Raw genomic sequence first — 23,592 nt, 5'->3', positions numbered from 1 at the left:
AAGGCTGCTTTTCGTCAATTTTAAATTATTTCCTTAGAAAGGAAGTTCGTCTTCAAACGGTGGCTCATCTTTAAATTGAGCAAGTCCGCCAACTTCTTTGTCTTTTGCTTTAAATTCAGTTGCTGCTGCAGCTTTTCTTGCTGCTTGTTTTTTAGCAACTGCTTGTTCTATTTTAGCAAATTCTTCAGTATCTTGTGTTTCGTATTTTGCACTGCTCGTTGCAGCGCCTGAACCAAATGAATCTTGGTCTCCAGCTTGTGCACCAGCAGCGTCGTAAGCATCAGGAGAAGAACCTGATAAAAATACAACACGATCAGCAGAAATGCTGTGTTTGCTTCTTGTTGCACCTTGTGCATCTTGCCATGTGTCAAATTTCAAACGGCCTTCAATAAGAACCGGACGACCTTTTGCAAGATATTGACGGCAGCTTTCAGCTTGAGCGCCCCACACATCAACGTCAACGTAGCAAACTTCTTGCTGGGTTGCTCCAGTCTGTCTGTTTTTAAACTGACGGTTTGAAGCGACAGCCAAACGACATACTGACACGCCTGATGAAATTTGCTTCAATTCTGGATCTCTCGTTAAATTTCCTACCAAAATAATTCGGTTATATCCCGCCATGAAAGCATTCCTTGATTTTACAAAATACGTAATAGATTATTTTAATACCATACGTTTTTTAAAAATTCTGTACAGACCTTCTCAAAAAGTTGTTGCTTTTTCACCTTCAAATTTTTTAAGTTGTAACAAAACTAAAAATATAAAAGGAGGTTTCCCATGTCTCATGAAAAATCTTATAGCTCACCTGCAAGCATTATTTCAGCTCAAGAACTTAGACTAAAAATCGATCAAGTTCCCGATTTAGTTATCATCAACGTTTTAGATGAAGAAACATACGTTGATTGCCATATTACCGGTTCAATCAATATTGCTTATGACAACCTTGTCGAAATCACTTCAAGCTGGGATAAGAGTAAAGAAGTTGTCGTTTATTGTGCAGAGTTAAGCTGTCCAATAAGTAGTCAGGCTAGCGCACTACTGGCTGATATTGGCTTCACTCATATTTATGTTTATAGTGGCGGTATAAAAGATTGGTATAAAAAAGGGTTTGATACGACTGGTGCTTGTACCCAAAAATATTTGCACGAGTAACCTAGATTTTACAACTGCAAATCTTTTTCAATCATCACCAACATTTTTTGCATTTCATTAATTTTTTTCAGATGCAACTTTAACTGCTCTTTATCATTTGTTGCAAATGCACCATCTTGCTCGCCAGAAAGCTCCTTTGCGCGCAGCACAATATCATCAATCAGCTCAGTTATTTTTCGCATAGATTTCGTACATTGTTGCAGCAAATCTTGCAGCCCGCTGCCAAGCTCTGCTTTTAGTTGCGATGCATTTTGTTTCGGTTGTTTTGCTTTAAAAATTGACTCTTGAGCTTGAAGAGAAGAAATACTCATCAACGATGGAACCATCATCAAAAAAAATAATACACGTTTCATAAAATTCCTTATTTTTGAGTAATTAACACTGTATACCGCAGAAGTAGTACTGACGAGATAAAAACGTTGAACACAAGAAGTCCGTACACGATGGCAATTGAAAAGTGTACATTAAAAACTTTGCTGCTTAAAAGAGAAGCAACCAACATAATTTCGCACAAACTAACAAACCTTGAAAGAACTGTTGGCGCTATAAACATACGGCGTTGCCACATCAGCAGCCCACCACCGATTAAAAGTACAAACTCTTTTGCAATTAAAAACCATACACATAGGCTAAAAAAAATTGGTAGTTGCATCGTTGTCAGGAGCGTAAACATGACACCGGTTAAAAGAATTTTATCAGCGATCGGATCAAGCAACTGTCCAAATCGTGACTGCTGATTGAATTTACGAGCTACAAACCCATCAACAAGATCGGTCAGCACCGCTACGCAAAATAAGGCAAACCCTAAAGTCCAAAAACCCTGCACAAATGAATAGATTATAAAAGGCGTTAGCGCAATGCGGCTGAGCGTGATACACGAAGCAAACGTTAAAATCATAGATTCTTTCAGGTCAAAACGGATACAGATATTAATCACAGATATTAATCAATGATACAGATTGCATACCCTTTGCGCAAATGTGACCTATCAACTTTAAAACTATTGCAAAAATATTCATGCATTGCGCACACTGAAAAAATAAATTTGTTGAGCGCTCACAGAGAGGTTTTCATGAATAAAATTAAAAACTACCTATCGCTGATAGCATTCTGTTCGTTATTTGTCGCACTACCTGTGCATGCAATGCATGATGAATCTGAACCAGTAGACATTGCAAAACAAACTGAAGCCCCTAAAGAAACTCTTGAGCAAAAAGAAGATCGAGAAAAAAATGAAGCTACGCGTAAAGCTGCTCAAAAAAAATCCAGAAAAGTAACATTTAATTTACCAGATGACGATAACCAACCTGTTAAAAAAACAACTACTCAAGCAAAAACTACAAGCCAACGCGGCAGCGTTCGCCTTGATGAGAATAAACAACCTGATGCAACTGAAGAACCAGGAAAAGCTCAAAAGCCTACAGCAGCGTCAAAATTTACAAGTAGTGAATTTGAAAAAATAGACTCTAGAAGCATGGTTCAAAAAGCTAAGGATTGGATAACGTCTTGGTTTAAAGAACAAATCACTGACAAATTCAGTAAATACAAAGCTAAATCTATACTTAGAGATAAAATTAAAAACCCTGAAGACAAGCCTAAAGTATTAGATATGAATAATCCCGAAGATATAAAACTTGCAGAACATTTAAAAGAATTAAATGCAAAAGTTAGACAGGACGCATTTAAAGAATTGGTAAAAGAACAAATAAAAAAATATAATAATAATATTAAAAATATAGATAAGGTTGAAAATATAACAATAAACCCTGAGAATCGCTCTAGGCGTGTTCAGAGAGCTAGAGCAGAATTGTTAAAGCTCCAAAAAAACATAAAAACTATAGAAGCTGAGTTAACCAACTCTTTAAAACCAGGAGAAGAACTCGTTACTTCTGGCGAAACTTTAAGCTTTAATTTTAAAATACTCAGCGAGAAAGAAGTAGTCGCCAATGCATTTACATCTCTTGGATTAGATCCAAATAAAAAATATGATTCAGATCTTGATGAGGTAGAGGCTATTACTGCTGCAGTTACCGAAAAAGAAGCTGCGCTTACAACTGCAGAACTAGATCCAAAAACTAAAGCTTTAACATTGGAAAGTATAAAAAAAGCTGAAACAGTTTTAACTACATATTTTAATGCAAAACCAGCTTCGAAATAAACAATCACCTTTTATCGACATCCACAGCATGTTTTTAATTGGACTGCAGCCTCTTCAACTGAATCAACCAGCACAAAATAATCCATTTCGATGCGGTCCGAAAAACCACGTTCAATCATTTCACGGCTCGCCCATGCAAAAAATCCTTTCCAATACTCACTGCCGTATAAAACGATTTTACGTTTATCAAGTTTGCTGGTTTTAAGCAGTGTCATAATTTCCATAAATTCATCAAGCATGCCAAAGCCGCCAGGAAAAAAGAAAAACACATGTGAAAAACTCATCAGTACCCATTTGCGGGCAAAAAATGTTCGCATTGTGATGTATGACAAATAAAATGATTGTTGATTTTTTGCACCTTCATTTAAACCTTGTACCGAAATACCGATGCACATTTTTTCGCCCGTTTCTTTTTGAGCACGGATGGTGCCATCCAAAGCTTTTTGCATAATCCCACCGCCGCCACCTGTCATGATCATCATGTCACATTTGGCCAAACGGTAGGCTATTTCTTCTGCTGCTTGCCCATACGGCAAAGAACTACCTGGGAGCTGGTGCCCACCAAAAAAAGTGACTATCGGTTTTTTGATTTTTCTTAATGTGAGATGTGCGTATAAAATTTGAAATATCGACACAAAGGTCATCCACATCATTTTTGCACAGGAATGATGATATGATAAACGAATATTGTGAATGTTTCTGCTTAGCGGACCTTGATTCAGTGGACTATTGTTCTGCGGATCTTGATTCATTGCTAAAACTCCTTAAAATGTAAAGCTCTTTAAATAACTCTCTTTACATAAAAGAAGGTCACCACATGGCAACCTTCTTTAGATCAATTGATATTTTGTTACCTTGGCAACTATTTACCTGTTACTTTTGCAACTACTTTTGGAAGTAATTGAGTGTAAGCAAGGTACGCTGCGCCAACTTTTAAAACTGTTTCTACGTTAACGCCTTCAACGTGCGCTTCAGTTGCTAAAATTTTTGATAAAGCTGAGCCGTTTATAGGGAAATGCACACCAGCTTTTACGTGACCAACTCTCAAACCTAAGAAATTTTTTGATGCTGCTACATCAACCGTTGGTACAGAAATAGTTTTTTTATCTATGTGACCAGTTTGTTCATTGAAAGCACAAGTTGGAACATTAAGATTGATTTCTGCTACTTCTGTAGGTCTTACTTCATTTTGAATACCGAAAGGCAAATTGCTTAATTTAACTGATCTTGCTTTCACTATGTCGCGTACTGAATCAACTGCGCACAGTGCTACTGAAGTTGCTGCTAATCCTTTTGCTGTGTCCAAATTCATCGCTTGAGCTTGACCAACAAAACATACAACTGCAGCTAAAACCATTGAATTTTTTTGAACTTTTACCATGTTAAAACTCCTTATAAGGTAAAACTTTGTGCACACCATCGTGCAATTTAATCACAGCAAGCTACCACAGGCTTTATAATTTTTCTATTAAATTTTTACCTACGGTCGTAAAAGCTTTTTTGAAGATTTAAAGGCTACCGAGGCAAGAGAAAAAGGTTCATGTAACACACTTCAAGCAAGCGATCTATCCTGAATTTTGCTTACAGGTTTCATCAAACTCTTGCAAGCCGATCTACGTTTACGGCAGAATGTAAGAAATTATATTTTCAATAATTTATAAAATACGATTTAAAAAGGGACCGAAAATGAATAAAAATATCAAAAAACACCGAGCGTTACCAACGCTAGCGTTTACCATGCTGTGTGCCCTTTTTGCAACACTGCCGATGTTTGCAATGGATGGTGAACCAGCACCAAGATCAAGAAGAACATCAGATTTATCTTCTAATGAAGGCGACAAAGAAATGCAAAAAACAGCCGATCAAGAAGCAAGAGATAAAAAAGCTCAAGAAGAAGAACAAACAAAACAAGCTAGAGCTGCAAGAATAGCTAGACAAAATGAATTAGAAAAAGCACAACAAAAAAATGCTGACGCTGAAAGAAAATCAATACAAGAAGCTAGAGATAGAAAACTAGCTAAATTAGAAGAAGACATTCAGGCCGTAAAAGTAGAAAGAGATTTAACACAAAAAACACGTGACGCAAAACTAGCTCGAACAGAAGCAGAAATTAGTAGAATAGAAAAAGCAATAGAACTCACTAAACAAACAGCTCAAGAAGCAGCGCAAAAAGCAAGAGAATCCGTACCTCAAGCTTCACTTCCAGCTGATGGCGTCGCACTTCCACGCTTTGGAGAAAGCGTCCCACTTTCAGCTGATGATCACTTTTCAAGAGAAAGACTTGCAAGAGGGGAAACTTCAGGAATAGAAAAAGCTTCAATTCCAACAGAAACAGTAGCCCCAACTGTAACAAAAAGTATGTTTCAAACGTTTACAGATGGCGCTAAAAATTTAAGAGACGGTTTTGGTAAAGCTGTAAGCAAAGCTGTTGACAACCTTAATTCATGGTGGTCTAAATACCGTGCTAAATCTATACTTCAAGACAAAGCGGAAAATCCTACTGACAGGTCTCAAGATAAAAAACTTGCAGAACATTTAAAAAAATTAAGCGCAAAAGATAAACAAGAAGCATTTAATGCGTGGATGGATATTCAAAGAACTAAATTCAATGATCGTGTCGCAAAAATTAGCGAGTATCCAGTAGATACCAACGCTGATGCTCAAGCTATTTCAACAGCAAAAGCTAATTTTCAAAATGAAATTGACGCAATAACAGCAGAAATGAAACGATCTTTAAAACCAACCGAAGTTCTTGCTACGTCTGCAAAAGCTGACGGAACAAATATTCGATTTGAAGTAATCGACATGTCAAAAATTGATCCTACGCAGCCACTAGAAAATCAATTCGATGATCTTATAAAATCTGGTGACGTCAGAATTACACAAGACTCTTTAACTACAGCTGTTTCAGAATACTATGCAGATAAAATTACTTCAGCTGTAAACAACAACTCACGAGTATCACTCGCTGACCATATAGAAACAATAACTGATGGTAAACCATGGAATGATATCGATTCATCACTTCGAGATTTTATTTTACTTGAAGTGTCACGTACTGCTAAAAGAACTAGCAATGAAGCTACCTTAAATGCTTTTGACGCAATGTTAACTAAAAAAATAACTGCAGCGGAAATACAAGCAGCACAAGCTATGGATGATATATTTGGACCAGCAGAAAAATCAGCTAAGTCTACAGGAACAGCAAACTTAGACGAACTTTTCAAAGTCGCAAAAACACAAGAAAAAGCGGCAGCAACAGGAGAGGCAATGGCACCAAAAAGCAGACAGGAACGACTAAGCGCAATAGCAAAAGAAGCAAAACTAGCGCTAAAAGAACAAGTAGGAAAACAAACCGCTATCGAGCTACAAGATCTACCAAAGGAAGAAGCTTACTTACGAGAAGCAAAAACCCTTGCACAACACGAAGAAATAACACAAATGATGCAAGAATTTAAAGAAAAAATAGCACAAGAACAAGAACGTCTCGCAAAGGCAGAAGAATTAGTTGCAAATCTTAGCCCAGAAAACAGTTCTCAATCTATCCAGGATCTAACAGCTACCCTGCAGCAATCAAATACCATGCTACAAAAATCCGCTCAAGAAATTGCTAACGCACAGCAGACATATATCAAATCAGGATACACTGGAAGGTTTGATGATCTTCGGGCTCTTGATCGTTTCTTTAGAGTGAAATCTATTGATCTTAGTCCAAATTCACCAAAGGTAATACAGTTATCTGTTGAAGAAAGAGTAACAGCAGAAAACACTTTTAAAGAATTATCTAATGCTCGCGATATTTTGAAAGATCAAAATAGTGTTCAAGCAATAGTTGATGCTATCCAAGGACAAGAGCAATTACTGCTTGATTTTAAAGGAAAAGTAGAAGAAGAAAACATTTCCGTACCTGAGCAAGGAAAAGAACAAATAACTGCTGTAGAAAATTCTACTGAAGCATTATCTAATAAGATACAGCAAAAACTAGTAGTTAAAGGAAGAGGCATGGGGAAACCTGTATCGCTCGCAAGAGCAACAAAAGAACCTAGTTCAGCAGTAGACTTTGGGACGATGCAACCTTTGGGAGAAGAAGGAAAATCAAGCAAAAAATAATTAAGAATCTTCAACTTTAAACAAGTCATACATTACGATAAAGGGCATCCAAACGGGTGCCCTTTAGTATTTTACAGTGACTTCATGCCACTTACATGCAAAAACTCTTGCAAGCAAGAATACCCTTACGGCACAATTAAAAAATGACATGCGTAAAAATATGATAAAAAGGGGCCGAAGTGAATAAAAATACCAAAAATAACCGATCATTACCAATGCTAGCTTTCACACTGCTCTGTGCACTGTTTGCAACACTGCCGGTACGCACAGAAATACATGAACAGGATTCATTTAGTCAATTTCAAGAGTCAGATAATGCCAGAAGGAAAGCAACAACAGAAGCAATCGAAGCTCAAAAGCGAGAAGCTCTCCAGCAAGAAACAGCAAGAATAAATCTAGAAGAAGCTCGAAAACGAGAGGCAATCGAGCAAGAATCACAAAAACAAAAAGCTCTCCAGCAAGCAGTATTAGATCGAGAAGCCCAAAAACGAGAAGCTCTTTCACGTGACCGTGTGCACTTCGGCACAAAAATAGACTTGTCAAAAAGTACAACGCCAACTTCAGACACAGGTCCAACACAAGTAAAAGCAACATCATCAAAACGTTTGGGACAAAAAGTTTTAGATTGGCTTACCACATGGGGCGACAAAGCGAATATTAAACTTATACTAAAAAATAAATCTGAAAACCCTGAAGACTTATCACAAGATGAAGAACTCGCAAGACGTTTAAAAAAATTAAGCACAAAAGAAAAACAAGAAGTTTTTAACGAGTATTTAAACGTTCAAGAAAAAAATCTTCGTAAATCTATTCAAGAGATCAGAAACAATCCTTCCTCTTCAATTGACAACCCTACTGCCGATGCTGATAAAGCTATTGCTGCACGTATAAAAAACTTCAAAAAAGAAATTGAAACTATAACAGAAGAACTACAACGATCTTTAAAACCAACTGATGTTATCGTTACATTTACCGATGCTAAAAAATGGAATACGCATTTTGATATAATCGACATGGAAAAATTTAATCCTCAAAATGATTTAACAAAGCAATATCAGGATCATGTAAAATCTGACCCCGTCAAAATTTCAGAGGATTCTTTTGCGCAGGCTATTGCAAAATACTACATAAACGATTTTGGCATTGAGCTTTCAGCAGATTCTAAGGCAAAAGATATAATTGCATCCAATTTTTTTCATTTTGATAAAAGTCTTATACCTGCAATTGAAAGTGAACTAGACTTACAAATAAATAATTTAAAAAATACAGTACCTGAAAAAGATTTCGTAACTGAACAATTAAAAACAGCGCAACAAACATTAATCCCAGAAGAGCCTGAGGCAGCTAGTCAAGTAGTATCAACGGTTGCCAGCGCAACTCAAAAGCTTGAAGGCTTAGTTAGTCAGGTTGACAAGCCATTATCACCGCAAAGCTTAGGGCAGCTTATAACTAAGGTTGATGACCAAGTTCAAAAATCCAACACCGAAATCTTTGCTCCTCGCATTCAAGAATTAAAACAGCAATATAATGACTCACTGACTATTTTAGGCCTTGACGCAGCAGCAACTCCTCGAGCAATTAAGATTGCTTATAATCAAGCAGCACTTGCATACCATCCTGATACAACTATTTTTAAAGGAAGCGACAAATTTATTCAAATTACTCAAGCTTATGAATTTTTAACAAAAGATTATCCTCAAGAAATTTCAGCTATTACAAAAGCCTTAAAACATCAAGAAAAACTACTACTTACCTTTGATCAAAAGGCTTCTATTGCCCGACCACTTTCAAATGATCACGAACAAAATACTGATAGTGATCAAGAACAAAAAACTGATTTAGAAGAAAAATCTATTACAACAGAAGAACGTATTACAGCAGAAGAACTTAGAAAGCTTGATATGGAAAAACGATTTGAGAAGCAATCACAAGAAAGTGCTAAACAAGCTCAAGAAAATGCTAAAGTACACTCAGAAAAATTATTAATGAATTTCCAAATTAATGCCAAAAAAATTAAAGAAGCTATTCTTGAGCCAAGCCTTGCAAATATACCCGACATCATAGATACAGGTTGGTTATCAACAAGGCATGCAACACGTTTAATCTCTGGAACAACGGCGCAACAAGAGATTCAATCTGAAATCATTAATCCATACCTCGAAGCAATCAATAATTTATACAATCCAGAAATTATTAAAGAAATGAATCCTGACGATCAAGAGGCTCTTAAATTAAGCTATGAAAAATCTATGAACGCTTATAAAGACGCAATACTTACATACTTTAAAGATTATGAGGCTAAAAATAGTTCTGATCCAAAGCTTAAAGCACGTATCAAGGAAATATCAAAAAAATTAGACCTCATCGAAAAACCAGATTAAAAAAATAATAACTAACCAAAGTTATAGATTACGACAAAGGGCATCCAACCGGGTGCCCTTTAGTATTTTCATTAAGAGCTACATGGATCTTATAAGCTCTTGTACAAACTTCATAGCAAAACTCTTGCAAGCCGAGGCAGCCTTACGGCACAATATAAGAAATTACATTGTAAGAAATTACATTTTCAACGCTTACTCCAAAAAATGATTGAAAAAGGGATCGAAGATGATTAAAAATACCAAAAGTTGCCTAGCATTGCCAATGCTAGCTTTTACACTGCTCTGTACACTGCTTGCAACACTGCCGATATATGCAACGCAAGAATCTGAACAATCATTTGAGCAAGCATTTGAGCAATCTACCGATGTAGTAAGTAGTCCAACAGAGATTGTTTCTGACATCCCGCAAACATCAGGTCAAGCTATGCCAGAAGCTACAGCTCAAAAAAATGCTTTGAGCAAAGTTATGGATTCAATTTCATCTTTGCTGTCTACCATAAAAGATTATTTCAACAACAGAAGTACAAAATCAATATTGAACTCCCACGCCCTAGGCATTCGTAACGCGTCACAGGCTAAAGCCCTAGCTCATAAAATGAAAGATTTAAGCACTAAGGATAAACAAAAAGCACTTAACGATCTGTGGGCTCACGTTCGAATTAAAAAAGAACAGAACGAAATTAAAGCTATAGAAAACGACTCTTCTTTAAGTATTGAACAAAAAGATGATCAAATTGAAACTGTAAAAGATCAATTTAAAGCAGAGACAGAAGACATACAAAACGTCATGAAGCTATCTTTAAAGCCTACTGAGTTTCTCTCTGCATCTGGAGACGGTTCAGACAGCAAAATATTTGAAATAGTAGACATGAGTAAAATTGATCCAACACAACCACTGACCGAACAGTATGACGCTCTTGAAAAATCAGGCGATATAACCATGCCAGAAAAAGCCCTTGCGCAAAGTGTAACGGAATATTATGCAAACAAAGTAAACCTTAACTTTGATCAACCAGTCACTGAGCAAATAATTACCGCAATTCCAGACTGGGACAATTTTGATGGACAACTACAAATCAATATTTTAAGTACACTTACCGCTAAAATTCCAAAAGAATTTTTAAGCCAAGAAACAAATGCAAAATTAGATAAAGAACAAGAAGAACGTCGCAAAAAAGATATTTTGCATGCTCAAGAGCTTAGAGAGCAACTTGAAAAAGATAAAGCGGCTTTAAAAGCAGGACATGCATTGCCTGAAGAGTCAGTTGCTCAAGCGGTGATTGCTGAACCAGTGGTTAAAGCTGAGAAAAAAAGTAATAAAAAAATGACGAAGGAACGTCGTAAAAGACAGGCTAAAGAAAGAGGAGATGCTGCTCAAGCAGTTGATCTCCACTAGATTGTTTATTTTTCAAGCATTCAACTCTGTCCCTACGCGGGACAGCGCCCAAGTATTCTTACTCCGTCCTACGCCGTTAAACTATAGTACTCCGCTCGTCCTGATTTAATTTTCGGATAAAATTAGCATTGAAGAATAGAGGAGCTACGGAGGACAGGCAACACCAAGGTCCTACGTAGTAAATGAACAAAGTGAAATACGTAGGAGGATTGGGGGAACAGGTATCCAAGTGGCTAGCGCCCCTTTAAAAACCCCCTACGGAAATAAAAATGCATTCGCCTATCCTGCTTCGTTAAAACGAAACAGGGGCTCCATCGCAAAGTATTTCCTGATGGGGAAGCTTGATTCTTTAATTCATTTTTTCTTGAGCTGGAGTCGGAGTTAATACTCGTATTTGCCCTTGGCCGTGTCCGCCGTAGCTTTGCTATCCTTCGATACTAATTTTTTACAAAAATTAACTCAGGACGAGCGGCTAGTTTGAATTACAAGCGTAGGCTGGGCGCATACGAGCTAACTCCTGGGTATGAACCTATTTTATAAATTTTCCTTAAAATAACGGCCCGTGTCCGCCATAGCTGAAAGCAGCCTGCCCGCCGAAGCGTTTTGCGAAGGCTGGGACGGCTGGATTTGGGTGCCTTCGCGGCATGAGCGAAACAAAAAATTCATTAAAAAAACAATGTAGATAGCAACAATTGACTAAACTAAACAAGCTACTTTATTACCAAAAACCCTTGCTTTTCCCCTTCCCACTGTGACAAACTGAATTTATAAAGTTATAAAAACATGCTAAAGATGGAGAGAAGCATGAAAAAAAATATAAAATTAAGCCTACTGCTCATAGCACTGTGTGCTGGTTTTGGATTGAAGGCAATGGATGAAGGATATGAGCAACAGCAGACTCAACAAAATCAACCAGAACGTTCAACTCTGGAACAACAAAACCAAGAACGTCAAGACCGCATTAATCGTCAAGAACTAGCAAAAGAAGCTTTAGGTAGACTTCGAAACGAAGTAACTCCAAAAGAAAATCACATTGAAAATCATCCTACTGCAACAACAGAAAAACATTGGGCTAGAAGAACTTGGGAAAGTGTTAAATCTTTCTTTGGTTATGGTGATTTAGCTGAAGCAAAAAGTGGATTTTCAAGCAGAATGACAGGCTTTGATAAAACAGCTCACAAATTTGATTTCAATCCCAATAGAACTAACCAGCGTTCTATAGAAAACAATGAAATAGTTCAGAGCGTTAGAAAATGTGATACGTTACAAAAAGAAGAAATTTTCAACGAAGGTTCTCAAGATATAAAAAAGGCTTTCAGAAAAGAGCTTGATAATGCAACGATGGAAATAACTAAAAATAATATTCTTACAAGCTTCAATGAAAAATTTTCGCAATTAAGAACTGAAATTGAAAATTCTGGCATGCTTAACTCTGATCAAATGCTTGTGGAAAGAAGACCAAAATTAGCAAATGGTGCGATAGATGTAAATCCATCCCACGTTACGTTTAAAATTTATAACATGTCTGAATATAATCCTTTTGCAGATACAAGTGAGTTATCAGGTTCTCACAACGAGGGAATTTATGATGGAAAAAGTAAAGATTACACAACTGTTAATGCTATTTTAAATCGCATGGCTGATTTTTACATAAAAGGTTTAACAGTTCGAGTAGATAAAAATAATTCACTCGAAGAGCAACAACGAAAAGTAACAGATGCAGTTTTGGAGAATTTCAAAGACCGACTTAAAGATGTAAATCTTTCAAAGTTTTCTACAAATCCTGAAGATGAAACTATAAACCCAGATCTTGTAACGGTAATGGTTAACAAAATGTTAGTTAAGGCTGATGTAAGAGTTGCAGAACCTATACCAAGCAGAGTAGAACCTACTTTTAACGAACCTTCATCAGGGACTATAAGACAACAAGATACAATTCGAGATGTGAATGCTCTGCAAAGACAATTTGAAAATAAACCAATTGTAGCAGCTGAAAACAGAACAATGGAAACTGAACCAGTGATAACTGCATTAACTGAAATACCTAATACTTCTTTTGAGCAAACTCAACCGGAATCATCTAGAACTGCACAACCCGTAGCGACAGTGAGAAGTTTATTTGATAACTTAAAATCAGAAAACTATAGTAAATTATCTTCCGTTGAACAAGTTGCAACAATGTCGCAAGCTCTTGAAAATTATGATTCATTAACTTTAGACAAACAAAAATTTGTAAGAACTCAAATATCAAAAAAAGGTTCTACTATTTTTGCTAGTTTATCCCCAGAATTGAAAACAAAATATATAAATTTAGTTGCGAAGAGCGTCAATCCTTCAGATGTAATAAGTCAAACTTCAACAGAATATGGTAATTCAGCTGGTAGCTCATCAATATTTAGTGGTGACACTCGAACACCAGAAGAACGAGCAGCATACGAAAGACTGTTAAACTTGTAACAACTAAATTTATTTTAAGCACCTAAAAAAAGAAGCTGATTTAAAAGTCAGCTTCTTTTTATTTCTTAATTTTCAAATCTATAAAGCCTGCTCAATGATTCCACCGCCAAGGCACACATCACCATCATACAGTACCGCAAATTGCCCTGCGGCAATCCCCTGCTTACTTTCGGTGTTAAGCATGATGGTAACATCTGTACCGTGTGCTGTGACCGTTGCGGCGTGCACCGCAGGACCATGGCGAAATCGGACGTCGAGATTAGTTTTTAAGCTTGCGCTGCCCTGGATCCAGTTAAAGTTTTTAACGATCATGCCTGATTTATGCTCTGTTACCGATCCGTACGTTTTTGAAATGTAGACGATATTTTTGGCTGCATCTTTAGAGACCACATACCAAGGGCCACCCGAAAGGCCTAAGCCTTGGCGTTGACCAATGGTGTAAAACCAAAATCCTTCATGCACTCCAAGCTTTGCACCAGTTTCAAATTCGACTATGTCACCAATTTTAGTACCAAGATGAGCTTTTAAAAAATCAGAGAATTGAAATTTGCCTAGGAAGCAAATCCCTTGTGAGTCTTTACGATCCTGCGTTGGCAGATCATATTTTCTTGCAAGCTCACGAACTTCAAATTTTTCAAAGCCACCGATAGGAAAAAGGGCACGCTTAAGTTGCTCTTGTGAAAGATATGCTAAAAAGTAGGTCTGATCTTTTACCGGGTCTTTACCCTTTTTTAAAACGGAGAGGGTTGGTGTATGTTCATACGATGTATGTTCAATTTGTGCGTAATGCCCAGTTGCTACGTGTTCAAAGTACTCACCGTCAGGAGCATTATCGATTGCATCGTAAAAAGCACCGAATTTAACTTGTTGATTGCACAGCATGTCGGGGTTAGGCGTGCGCCCTGCCCGAATGTCATCAAGCATGTAAGACACCACTCGAGTATGATACTCTTGCTGCATTGAAACTATTTTAAGGGGTACATTGAGCTTTTCACAGACTCCACGGGCATACTCTAGATCTTGCTCCCATGGGCATGAGCCTAAATAAGACAGCTCATCTTCAAGCCAGATTTTTAAATAAAACGCAGTCACGTCGTGACCCTGCTCTTTTAAAAGTGCGAGAGCAACTGAGCTATCGACACCGCCTGAAACTAAGACTGCTATTTTTTTCATTTAAAAACCTAAAAAAGTGATTTGTTTATATAGTTTATTTTACATGAAATATAAGATTTATTCTATTCTGAAAATAGTTGTTCATATTTGTTTAATTTAGTCGGTTACCCAGGCGTAGCCTTGTGCGACCGTGTCCGCCATAGCCCTTGGCGACGGTTGGAAGCCTGGGTGACCAACTGATTAAACCGACCAACTGATTAAACCGACTAATTACACAAAAATAAAAATCAAACTATTGTAACCCAATCGCTGCTTGTGACAGAATGAAAAAAAATTAGATTTTCAACACTGAAAATTGGAATATATTCCGTTGAAAAAAAAGGAAAACAAAATGAATAAAATTATTAAAAAATATCTATCGATCACGTTGCTATGCATACTCTCAATAGTGCTACCTACAAGTACTTTCAGTCCGATTACTTCTTGGTGGTCTAAAGGTCAAACTAAATCTATTTTAAAAAACATGGCTGAAAATCCTAACGATCAGTCACAAAACAAAGCTCTTTTAGAAAATTTAGAAAAATTAAGCACACAGGACAAACAAGAAGTTTTAAATGAATGGATGAATGTTAGATCAAAAAACATGCAAGACATGGTCAATCTTATCAAAGCTGACAGCTCAATGGACAAGCTAGAAAAAGATACCGCTATTCAAGAAAAAAAAGAGCAATTTAGACAAGAAGTTGACGGCATGAAAGATGAAATGAAACCATCTTTAAAAGATCATGAAGTTTTAATTACCGCTCTTAATGCAAAAAAACAATTACAATTCAAAGTAGTCGATATGACAAAAATTAATCCGACTCAACCGCTCACGCAGCAATATGATGCTCTTGCAAGAGCTGAGGATTTGAAAGTTGGACTAGACGCCTTAACAAAAATTGTTGCAAATTTTTATGCTGACAAAGTTACGCTTGATCTAAGCAAACCAGTCGACGCTCAAATACTTAAAGAAATTCCAAACTGGAACAATTTTAATAAAGAACTTCAATCTAACGTTTTAAATAAACTTGCAACAAAAATCCCAGAAGAATCTGTCATGAAAAAGGCAGCTGCTAAGCAACAACAAGCACACGAAATTCGGGAGCAACAAGAAGCAGATGCTCAACAAGAACTACAAAAACTCGACAAACTAACTCAAGAAGCTGCAACTATAAAAAAACAACAAGATGCAGATCAAGCTCGACGAAACGAAGAAAAACAACGTGCACTGCAAGCAAAGCAAAAACTGCAAGCCCAAGCACGACAAGAGCAGCAACGACGAGAAAAATTAGCCAAAGAAGCTGCAGCTCTCAAAAAACAAAGAGCTGAACAGCAAGCAAAACAAAATGCAGAAATACAACGCACGCAAGAAGCTCATGCAAAACAAGACGCACAAACGCGACAAGAATTACAACGGCTTGAAAAGCTAACTCAGAAAACAAAACTACTCAAAAAACAACAAGAGTTGGAGCAAGAACGACAACATGCAGAAAAACAACAAGAACAACTGACTAAAGAAAAACTGGCTACACAAGCGCAGCGAGAACTGCAAAAACTCGAAAAATTAGCCAAAGAAGCTGCAACTATAAAAAAACATCTCGAGCAAAAGCAAGCAGAATAAATTGTAAGTAAAATAATTTGTAACGAAATAAAACAAAAGGAGATTTACCATGTCTACGCTTCTTACTACCTTAATGGCCGTTGCGGGATTTTTTGTAGGATTTTTCGCTTGGGATCCAAGCTTAAAGAAAAATGATGAAAATATAGAAATCGTTCAGATCGAATCAGTTGAAACTGAGCCAGTTGAAATCGAAGAAACGTTGAAAAAATTTTACGCTTCTATTTTGCACGAACAAGAAGGAAACTTTCAAAACTTACTCAATGTTATGAAAAAAGATTGTAGCTTGCCCCGTGGCACAACACCCCTTTCTTTTGCTATCGAACAAAAAAAATATTCTTTTGGACAAATACTTCTTCGTAGTGATTTTAAAGCAACTCTACAAGACCTACAGAAAGCTCAATTTTTGCAAAGTTTAGAAACTGATCCAATCAAAAAAGATCAAGCAACAATATTTGTTAATTTCCTAACACAACATTTACAAGAAAATAATATATTGCCCAACTCTGAACCAATGCAGCGAGGAAAAGATGGTGCAGCGTTAGCCACCGATTCAAGCAATGCTAGTAACTCTTTTAAATCTGTCGATTATCAGTTTATACAGGCAACTGAAAAAGGAGACGTCGCAAGCATGACAAATCTTATAAGACAAGGTGCAAACCCCAATGCAATAATTAACTGCATACGGCCTTTGGATATTTCTATCGCTCACGGGCAATTGGGCTCTTTAGAATTTTTACTCAACCAAAACATAACTGTAACTCGTGAAGATATTGAAAAAGCTGCTGTTTATCAAAGAATTCATGCCACAAATGAAGACTGTCTGGATAGATATTGCGAGAAAGGTGTAAATAAACAAGAAGCTTTTTTGACAGAAACCAGAATACGACAAAGAGTTTTCGATAGATTAGTCACTCATGCCCGTAGACAAACAGAAGCTGCTGCAACATTATCTCGTGACAAAAAAGCATAATCACATAAAATATATTTATCGCGCCAGCAAGCGTATTTTACATAGAAGATTAATTGATTAATATATTCTCTATCCCTCGATACAATTTCTTCGAAATCACTCGGGACGAACGACAGAAGGACCTTGACCATGAATCAATTTGAACAAATAAAATCAGACTTTTTTTTATTTCTGATGCAGCATCTCAGTATCACCAAGGAAGTTACTTACAGCTCACAGTTTGATCTTAATATCGACGAAGACAAACAAGCTTTTGGTGATATCAATTCAAACATTGCTATGATACTGGCAAAAGAATTAAAACAAAATCCTCGCACGCTTGCCCAAGATATTATCAATAATTTCAAACACCCTTTTGTGCAAAAAATTGAAGTGGCTGGTCCTGGATTTTTAAATTTTTTCATGACTCCAGCATGGTATCAAGCGTTAGCACTTGAAGTTGCTCATAAAAAAGAATCTTACTTTTCAGACAAGCCTTCACACCCAAAAAAAATAAACGTTGAGTTTGTTAGTGCTAATCCTACAGGCCCAATGCATGTCGGCCATGGAAGAAACGGTATTTTAGGTGACGTACTTTCAAACGTTTTAACGTTTTTGCACTACGATGTATGCAAAGAGTTTTACATTAACGACGCTGGCGCTCAAATCACAAAGCTCGGCAACTCATTTAAAATTCGATGCTTGCAAATTCTTGGTCATGACATAGAGCTTCCTGAGGAAGCGTATCATGGTGAAAACCTCATAGACCTTGCCCGCACATGCGTTGCTCAATTTGGCAAAAACCTTGAGCAAGAACCTGACAGCTTTTTTCAAATTTACGCAAAAGAGCACATGCTTGCAGAGCTTAAAACAACGCTAGAAAATTACGGTATTTTATTTGATATCTGGTTCTCTGAAAAAAGTTTACATGATCATGGCAAAGTTGAGGCTGCACTTGACCGCTTAAACAGAACAGGACACACCTATGAACTTGAAGGAGCCCTTTGGTTTCGTTCAACAACGTTTGGCGACGACAAAGATCGCGTGCTAAAAAAAGCAAATGGCGAACTAACGTACGTTGCTGCTGATGTAGCATATCTTATCGACAAACTAGACCGCGGATTTGACGAGCTTGTCATGGTTTTAGGTCATGATCATCATAGCTACAAAGTCAGACTCAATGCAATCATGCAAGCTTTAGGCTACGATCCAAAAAAATTAAATGTCATTTTGTATCAACTCGTGCACATCATGAAAGATGGTGCTCCGGTCAAAATGTCAAAACGATCTGGTAACATGGTTACACTGTCTGAAGTTGTTGAAGAAGTTGGAAAAAACGTTGCACGATTTTTCTTTTTAAATCGAAAAGCTGATGCTGAACTCCAGTTTGACCTTGATTTAGCTCTTAAACAAAGCAACGAAAATCCAGTATTTTACATTCAGTATGCGTATGTTAGAACTTTAAGCATTCAAAGAAAAGCTTTAGAAGAAAATATCATCATCAATGAAACATGCTTTTATGATCAAGAATTTACTGATCTTGAAAAATTAATTCTTAAAAAGATCTGCTCACTAAAATCAATGATTTGCAATATCGGCAATAATCATCAAATTCATTTGCTAGCATATTTTACTCATGAACTGGCTGGACTTTTCCACAGATATTACAACATGCAACGAGTTATTGATGCAAGTAACCCTGCTATAACACAACAACGCTTGCACATTATCGGTTTGGTACAACAAACTTTACGAACATGCTTGTTTTTGATGGGTGTAACGCCAATGGAAAAGATGTAGTTTTGGAATCAAAACTTACTAAAATTTTTCAATATTAGTCGGTCACCACATATCATCTTTATTTTTCAAAATATTCAACTCTGTTCCTACGCGGAACAGCGCCAAAGTATGGTTTCGTACATACTTTGGAATCATACGACCCAAAGAGGTTTCTTTGGGTAATCTCACGGAAATAAAAATGCATTCGCCTTCGGCTCCATCGCAAAGTATTTCCTGATGGGGAAGCTTGATTCTTTACATAATTTTTTCTTGAGCTTGAGTCGGAGTTAATACTCGCATTTGCCCTTGGCGCATACGAGCTAACTCCTGAGTATGAATAAAATTTAATTAATTTTTATCACTGGTGATAGATGTCCATACTTCTTTAGCTATAAAATATTTTGCCACACCTCGTCGTCCCCGGCTTGATCGGGGATCCAGGTAATAAAAATAAAATTCCACAATACATACCAAGGTCCGACGAAGTAAGCGAATAAAATGAGACACGAAGTCTGGATTGGGGCCTGCCACGGCCAGAGTGGCAAACAAAAGATCAAATTTAAACATTGATGATTATTTGTGGCCGTGCCCGGCATAGCCTTGGCGACGCCTGGGTGACCGATTATATAAAAAAACAATTATAACAATTTGCTTTAATTTATTTTTTTCCTTACCTTCAATCTACATTGATCCAAAAAAAAAGGATGAGTAAGAATGAAAAAAAATAATCTATTATTGTGCGCTTTATTTTGCGCAACTATCCCCCTACAATCACAAGTAAAACTAGAACCATTTAAACCAATGACTGATATTCCAGAGCTATCATTTTATCAGGGTTTACAGCTTGATTACCTATCGCACGAGCTCAATCAACATTCAAAAATAATTGCTTCAGATTGGACCGATAATGAAAAAACCCAACTTTTGATAGAGCAACTTGAACTTGACGTGAAAGAATCAAGCAAAGAAACCCAAGATTTTATGAAAGAACGGATCATCCAACTTTTTAACGATTATGAAATCAATATCTTTTTTACTTCAGACAATTCTATACAACGAGTAACTCAAAAAGAAACTTATCCAAAAGAAACTCATCAAATTCATAGAGACCATGAAAATGACGATGAACCTGATTCTTCAACCACTCCGCATTACCATTTTCATAGCTTGCACGGTCACAAAGACCAAGATGGCTCTGCGCAAGATCATATCGAAGAAAAAACACATCTCAAAGAATCAACCCTCCTTATTCCTCATAAAAAAACTGATGCTACTCCGATAATCATGACACCTGCACAACTTCACAGAATACACGGTGGACGCAGAACTCTTAACAAAATAAAAAGAAGATTAGCTGAAAACGAGAGAAGGGAAAAAGAACTAAGAAATAAAATTAATCAAGAGTCAACTCTCACAAACAAAACAAAACAAGAGCAAACTTTACTAACTAAACAAAAAAAGCAAGAACAGGTCATAATAGAGCAAATAGAACAAGATAAAGCTCAAATAGAGCAAATAGAACAAGAACTAGCTTCAATAATCCAAAGCGGGAGAAAGTTAACACAACCCGAAACAAACACTTCTATTAAACCAAGGACTGGACCACTCAAGGAACCACGGCAAGAACGTGTACAACAAGAAGAACGTCTAAAGCAAGATAATGCTGAATCAAAACCTAAATCAGACACGCATGAAGCACCAGAACATATTATTTTTTAATAAGAGATAAAATGAACTTTGCCAAAAGCTTATTTTCTGGCAAACTATAAGAACAAATACATTAAAGCAGAACTCCTTATGGCTCTTGCAACAGACCTCAATAAATCATAGGAATTTTACAATGACAAAAGTATCATTAGAATCTATACAAAAATTACGAAACATGACTGGCCTTGGAATGCTTGATTGCAAAAAAGCACTCGAAGAAGCTAACGGCGACATTGAAAAATCAATCGAACTTCTTAGAAAACGTGGAACAGCTCTGGCTGATAAACGAGCAGACAAAGAAACTACCCAAGGAATCGTTGTTTCTTACATCCACCCTGGTGATCAAACTGGCGTTCTTCTTGAATTAAACTGTGAAACTGACTTCGTATCTAGCACAGAAGCTGTCAAAACATGCGCAAGAGATATTGCTATGCACATTGCAGCGATGAAACCTAAATACGTTTCTCCTGATCAAGTTGACGCGGCTTTCTTACAAAAAGAAAAAGAAATCGCAACTGAACTACTCAAATCTCAAGGCAAACCTGCTAACATGATTGAAAAAATCATTGAAGGCAAAATGGCAAAAATCGCAAGCGATGTTTCACTTCTCAAACAACCGTTTGTAAAAGATGAATCAAAAACTATTGAAGAATTACTAAAAGAATTGTCAGCAAAAACTGGCGAAAATATTAAAGTTAAACAATTTGCACGCTTTGAAATAGGCGCGTAGGAGATTATAGTAATGACACCAATTATCATTGAAGAAGGCAACATAAAATCTTTTGAAAAACCCGTTATTGCGGAAATGGACAAAGGTTTTGCTCACTTTGAAAAAGATCTTACCAGTGTTAGAACAGGAAAAGCTCACATAGGCATGATCGAAGACGTTAAAGTAGAATGCTATGGTGGCAGCTTGATGAATTTGCGCGACATTGCATCACTTGCAGCGCCAGATGTAAACATGCTTACCGTACAACCTTGGGATAAAGGCGTAATGGCTGACATTGAAAAAGCAATCAAAGCTTCACATCTTGGCCTGAGCCCTGTTATCGATGGTGATATTATTCGAGTTGAACTTCCTCGTATGACAACTGGTCGTCGCGAAGAATTAGTCAAGTTGGTTGGTAAAAAAATCGAAGACGGAAAAATCAACCTTCGAAACATCAGAAAAGATTTTGTTAACATGATCAAAGATGCTCAAAAAGGCAAAAAGATTTCTGAAGATTTTGACAAAAGATTAAATAAAACGCTTCAAGACATAACTGATAAATATGTTGAAAAAGTTGACGCAACTGGCGAAAAAAAGAAAAATGAGCTAAAAGCCTTTTAAATGGGCTTGTGCAAAATAAACAACTTGTGCTATACTATCGACAGTTGACCTAAAATCATTGAATGCAAGAGTGGCGAAATTGGTAGACGCGCTGGACTTAGGATCCAGTTCCCGAAAGGGAGTGGGGGTTCAATTCCCTTCTCTTGCACCAAAAAAAGGAGATTTATGGTACAAAGCGACAAAGTATGCTGTCTGGTTGATTCAAAACCACTCAGCAACAGTTATCAATTCACCGTTTCGGTTCCATCATGCATCACAGAATCATTTTTCCAACTCGCAGCTCAAGCACAACAAAGTTCCGCTCAAACGACTGGTTTTAAAAAAGGATCAGCTCCCATTTCATACGTTCAAGAACATTTTAAAGCCCCGATCGTCAGTCATCTGAAAGATCTTGGGCTTAAATTTTTTGGAATCAATACACTTATGCAAAACATTCGCCAACAAAAAATTATTGTTGTCGGAACTCCTCAGCTTAAAGATATTCAAATTGATGGAGCTGGAAACGCTCTATACCATTTTGAAGGGTATGCTCCCAAAGAGCTTTATATGCAAAGCTGGAAATATCTTCCCTTTAAGCCGACCCCTCGTAAGCAGTATCGCGACATTGATAAACAGGTCACATCTTTTCTGCAAGATGAAGAAGCCATCCAAAGCCGTTTTAAACCTGAAAGCGGTATAGATGTCGGTGATTGGATTTGCTTTAAAGCCTGGATCATAGACAAAAATGATAATCCTGTTTTCGATAAAAACACCTCCAACATTTGGTTGAAAATCGGAAACGAAGAACCAGATGTCATTTTCCAAAGTATATTTTTAGGCAAAAAAATAGGCGACCGTTTTACCACAGATAATTCAAGCTTACAAAACTATTTCTGCGAAGCTTCAAATTCCAGTTACACCTATGTTGTTGAAATAAAAGACATTGTTCCTTATCGGTATTTTTCATTCGATCTTTTTAAGCAATATTTTAAGATTAAAACTCATAAAGATTTACTCAGCAAAATCACTGAAGTTTTTTCATTTAACAACGACATTTCACAGCGTCGCTCCATTGGCCATGAAGCTTTAGGGCTTATCATTAAAAAAAATCAGATTGTTTTGCCTGACGGCGCCATAACTGTACAAAAAAGATTAATTCTTGCCGATCTTCAATTTAAACCTGATTTTATAGTTTATAAACAAGATCGAGAATTTGACTCACAAGTTACCAGTATGGCAAAACGACAATTGCTTGATTCTGTTGTTGCTGAATATGTTGGATACCAAGATAATTTAACCGTGAGTCCTCAAGACATTAAAGCGATTTTACAAATTACCCAACGATCTCGGTTAAAAGATTTTCTCTACTTCCCCTTCCTGAAAACACAACTCAGCGGCCAAGAATTTCCCGTTGAAGG

19 protein-coding genes and 1 tRNA gene are annotated in these 23,592 nt (G+C 36.9%); 14 read left to right on the top strand and 6 right to left on the bottom strand.

Annotation, left to right across the window (positions count from 1 at the left end; translation table 11 throughout):
* Positions 1 to 33 precede the first annotated feature (33 nt).
* On the bottom strand, positions 34 to 621 hold the full coding sequence (gene ssb, locus WC747_04810) for a single-stranded DNA-binding protein (GenBank protein ID MFA5999312.1): 588 nt from the start codon (positions 619 to 621) through the stop codon (positions 34 to 36).
* Positions 622 to 777: 156 nt separating this feature from the next.
* Here ssb and WC747_04805 point away from each other — a divergent pair, with 156 nt between their 5' ends.
* On the top strand, positions 778 to 1,152 hold the full coding sequence (locus WC747_04805; protein ID MFA5999311.1) for a rhodanese-like domain-containing protein: 375 nt from the start codon (positions 778 to 780) through the stop codon (positions 1,150 to 1,152).
* An 8-nt stretch (positions 1,153 to 1,160) separates the two neighbouring features.
* Here WC747_04805 and WC747_04800 read toward each other — a convergent pair whose 3' ends face one another.
* Positions 1,161 to 1,505 carry a hypothetical protein gene (locus WC747_04800; GenBank protein MFA5999310.1) on the bottom strand — a complete coding sequence of 115 codons (345 nt, stop codon included), beginning with the start codon at positions 1,503 to 1,505 and terminating at the stop codon, positions 1,161 to 1,163.
* Between the two features lie 8 nt (positions 1,506 to 1,513).
* A complete protein-coding gene (locus WC747_04795; protein ID MFA5999309.1) occupies positions 1,514 to 2,050 on the bottom strand; it encodes a CDP-alcohol phosphatidyltransferase family protein in 537 nt (178 codons plus the stop codon).
* 174 nt (positions 2,051 to 2,224) lie between these two features.
* Between WC747_04795 and WC747_04790 the strand changes: the two genes are divergently transcribed.
* Complete coding sequence (locus tag WC747_04790) at positions 2,225 to 3,310, top strand: hypothetical protein (protein MFA5999308.1); 1,086 nt, start codon at positions 2,225 to 2,227, stop codon at positions 3,308 to 3,310.
* A gap of 11 nt (positions 3,311 to 3,321) precedes the next feature.
* On the opposite strand, the gene WC747_04785 is transcribed toward WC747_04790, so the two are convergent.
* Together WC747_04785 and WC747_04780 are read right to left on the bottom strand one after the other, a co-directional pair.
* A complete protein-coding gene (locus WC747_04785) occupies positions 3,322 to 4,062 on the bottom strand; it encodes an LOG family protein (protein MFA5999307.1) in 741 nt (246 codons plus the stop codon).
* 110 nt (positions 4,063 to 4,172) lie between these two features.
* Positions 4,173 to 4,691, bottom strand: coding sequence for a hypothetical protein (locus WC747_04780; protein ID MFA5999306.1), 519 nt, complete (start codon positions 4,689 to 4,691; stop codon positions 4,173 to 4,175).
* Between the two features lie 305 nt (positions 4,692 to 4,996).
* Here WC747_04780 and WC747_04775 point away from each other — a divergent pair, with 305 nt between their 5' ends.
* The 4 genes from WC747_04775 to WC747_04760 all read left to right on the top strand — a co-directional run bounded on the left by WC747_04775 (position 4,997) and on the right by WC747_04760 (position 13,654).
* On the top strand, positions 4,997 to 7,420 hold the full coding sequence (locus WC747_04775; protein ID MFA5999305.1) for a hypothetical protein: 2,424 nt from the start codon (positions 4,997 to 4,999) through the stop codon (positions 7,418 to 7,420).
* A 179-nt stretch (positions 7,421 to 7,599) separates the two neighbouring features.
* Positions 7,600 to 9,801, top strand: a complete 2,202-nt coding sequence (locus WC747_04770) for a DnaJ domain-containing protein (protein ID MFA5999304.1) — start codon at positions 7,600 to 7,602, stop codon at positions 9,799 to 9,801.
* A gap of 226 nt (positions 9,802 to 10,027) precedes the next feature.
* Positions 10,028 to 11,197: a hypothetical protein gene (locus WC747_04765; protein MFA5999303.1), complete on the top strand. Its 1,170-nt coding sequence runs from the start codon at positions 10,028 to 10,030 to the stop codon at positions 11,195 to 11,197.
* Positions 11,198 to 12,001: 804 nt separating this feature from the next.
* A complete protein-coding gene (locus tag WC747_04760) occupies positions 12,002 to 13,654 on the top strand; it encodes a hypothetical protein (GenBank protein ID MFA5999302.1) in 1,653 nt (550 codons plus the stop codon).
* A gap of 78 nt (positions 13,655 to 13,732) precedes the next feature.
* Here WC747_04760 and mnmA read toward each other — a convergent pair whose 3' ends face one another.
* Positions 13,733 to 14,827: a tRNA 2-thiouridine(34) synthase MnmA gene (mnmA, locus tag WC747_04755; GenBank protein MFA5999301.1), complete on the bottom strand. Its 1,095-nt coding sequence runs from the start codon at positions 14,825 to 14,827 to the stop codon at positions 13,733 to 13,735.
* Between the two features lie 331 nt (positions 14,828 to 15,158).
* On the opposite strand from mnmA, the gene WC747_04750 reads away from it, so the two are divergent.
* The 8 genes from WC747_04750 to WC747_04715 form a co-directional block, all read left to right on the top strand.
* Entirely contained in the window at positions 15,159 to 16,430 is a 1,272-nt protein-coding gene (locus WC747_04750; protein ID MFA5999300.1) for a hypothetical protein, read from the top strand.
* A gap of 49 nt (positions 16,431 to 16,479) precedes the next feature.
* On the top strand, positions 16,480 to 17,400 hold the full coding sequence (locus WC747_04745; GenBank protein MFA5999299.1) for a hypothetical protein: 921 nt from the start codon (positions 16,480 to 16,482) through the stop codon (positions 17,398 to 17,400).
* Between the two features lie 129 nt (positions 17,401 to 17,529).
* Positions 17,530 to 19,179, top strand: a complete 1,650-nt coding sequence (gene argS / locus WC747_04740; GenBank protein MFA5999298.1) for an arginine--tRNA ligase — start codon at positions 17,530 to 17,532, stop codon at positions 19,177 to 19,179.
* A 693-nt stretch (positions 19,180 to 19,872) separates the two neighbouring features.
* Entirely contained in the window at positions 19,873 to 20,877 is a 1,005-nt protein-coding gene (locus WC747_04735) for a hypothetical protein (protein ID MFA5999297.1), read from the top strand.
* 121 nt (positions 20,878 to 20,998) lie between these two features.
* Entirely contained in the window at positions 20,999 to 21,595 is a 597-nt protein-coding gene (tsf, locus tag WC747_04730) for a translation elongation factor Ts (GenBank protein ID MFA5999296.1), read from the top strand.
* Positions 21,596 to 21,607: 12 nt separating this feature from the next.
* On the top strand, positions 21,608 to 22,195 hold the full coding sequence (gene frr / locus WC747_04725; GenBank protein ID MFA5999295.1) for a ribosome recycling factor: 588 nt from the start codon (positions 21,608 to 21,610) through the stop codon (positions 22,193 to 22,195).
* A gap of 64 nt (positions 22,196 to 22,259) precedes the next feature.
* Positions 22,260 to 22,346: transfer RNA gene (locus WC747_04720), tRNA-Leu, on the top strand.
* A gap of 14 nt (positions 22,347 to 22,360) precedes the next feature.
* Positions 22,361 to 23,592, top strand: a 1,232-nt coding sequence (locus WC747_04715; GenBank protein MFA5999294.1) for a trigger factor, incomplete at its 3' end; no start/stop codon positions are given.

The organism is Candidatus Babeliales bacterium (assembly GCA_041660205.1).
In the GTDB taxonomy this organism is placed as follows: Bacteria; Babelota; Babeliae; order Babelales; family Chromulinivoraceae; genus JACPFN01.
This window is presented reverse-complemented; position numbering and strand designations above follow the sequence as displayed.

Bases quoted from the DNA above. Each gene is read 5' to 3' on its own strand.
- mnmA (MFA5999301.1), bottom strand. From the start codon at position 14,827: ATGAAAAAAATAGCAGTCTTAGTTTCAGGCGGTGTCGATAGCTCAGTT.
- tsf (MFA5999296.1), top strand. From the start codon at position 20,999: ATGACAAAAGTATCATTAGAATCTATACAAAAATTACGAAACATGACT.
- WC747_04765 (MFA5999303.1), top strand. From the start codon at position 10,028: ATGATTAAAAATACCAAAAGTTGCCTAGCATTGCCAATGCTAGCTTTT.
- WC747_04795 (MFA5999309.1), bottom strand. From the start codon at position 2,050: ATGATTTTAACGTTTGCTTCGTGTATCACGCTCAGCCGCATTGCGCTA.
- WC747_04745 (MFA5999299.1), top strand. From the start codon at position 16,480: ATGTCTACGCTTCTTACTACCTTAATGGCCGTTGCGGGATTTTTTGTA.
- WC747_04800 (MFA5999310.1), bottom strand. From the start codon at position 1,505: ATGAAACGTGTATTATTTTTTTTGATGATGGTTCCATCGTTGATGAGT.
- WC747_04775 (MFA5999305.1), top strand. From the start codon at position 4,997: ATGAATAAAAATATCAAAAAACACCGAGCGTTACCAACGCTAGCGTTT.
- ssb (MFA5999312.1), bottom strand. From the start codon at position 621: ATGGCGGGATATAACCGAATTATTTTGGTAGGAAATTTAACGAGAGAT.
- WC747_04785 (MFA5999307.1), bottom strand. From the start codon at position 4,062: ATGAATCAAGATCCGCAGAACAATAGTCCACTGAATCAAGGTCCGCTA.
- WC747_04790 (MFA5999308.1), top strand. From the start codon at position 2,225: ATGAATAAAATTAAAAACTACCTATCGCTGATAGCATTCTGTTCGTTA.
- WC747_04750 (MFA5999300.1), top strand. From the start codon at position 15,159: ATGAATAAAATTATTAAAAAATATCTATCGATCACGTTGCTATGCATA.
- WC747_04780 (MFA5999306.1), bottom strand. From the start codon at position 4,691: ATGGTAAAAGTTCAAAAAAATTCAATGGTTTTAGCTGCAGTTGTATGT.
- WC747_04735 (MFA5999297.1), top strand. From the start codon at position 19,873: ATGAAAAAAAATAATCTATTATTGTGCGCTTTATTTTGCGCAACTATC.
- frr (MFA5999295.1), top strand. From the start codon at position 21,608: ATGACACCAATTATCATTGAAGAAGGCAACATAAAATCTTTTGAAAAA.
- argS (MFA5999298.1), top strand. From the start codon at position 17,530: ATGAATCAATTTGAACAAATAAAATCAGACTTTTTTTTATTTCTGATG.
- WC747_04760 (MFA5999302.1), top strand. From the start codon at position 12,002: ATGAAAAAAAATATAAAATTAAGCCTACTGCTCATAGCACTGTGTGCT.
- WC747_04805 (MFA5999311.1), top strand. From the start codon at position 778: ATGTCTCATGAAAAATCTTATAGCTCACCTGCAAGCATTATTTCAGCT.